This window comes from Streptomyces marinisediminis (genome assembly GCF_026262575.1).
Lineage (GTDB): Bacteria > Actinomycetota > Actinomycetes > Streptomycetales > Streptomycetaceae > Streptomyces > Streptomyces marinisediminis.
Genome location: NZ_JAPKFL010000119.1, coordinates 1 through 449, shown reverse-complemented (window position 1 = coordinate 449; position 449 = coordinate 1). Strand labels below are relative to the sequence as shown.

Below are 449 nucleotides of genomic sequence, written 5' to 3'. Positions count from 1 at the left end.
ACCGCTCGGCCAACGCGTCCAGATGCGCGTTCGCCGCCGCATACACCCCCTGACCCCCACTCCCCCACGTCGCCGCGATCGAGGAGAACAACACGAAAGCGTCCAACCCCCCACCCCCGAACACCGCGTCCAACGCCACCGCCCCCGCGACCTTCCCCTCGACCACCGACACCACCTCACCAGCCCCCACACACTCCAACGCCGACAACTGCCCCACCCCCGCGGCGTGGACGACGGTGGTGACGGGAGTGCCCTCGCCCTCCAACCGTTCCTTGAGGGCGTGCAGGGCGGTGTGGTCGGCGGCGTCGCAGGCGATGACAGTGGCGCTGGCACCCCGTTCCTCGATGCTCGCGACCAGGTCGGCCGCTCCCGGGGCGTGCGGGCCGCGGCGGCTGGTGAGCACCACGTGCCCGGCTCCGTGCGCGGCGGCCCAGCGGGCGACCCGGGCC

1 protein-coding gene is annotated in these 449 nt (G+C 73.7%); it reads right to left on the bottom strand.

The genetic code is table 11. The annotated features are described in order from the left end of the window. On the bottom strand, positions 1-406 hold a 406-nt coding region (locus OSB71_RS24330), incomplete at its 3' end, for a KR domain-containing protein (protein ID WP_323055348.1). Between the last annotated feature and the right edge of the window lie 43 nt (positions 407-449).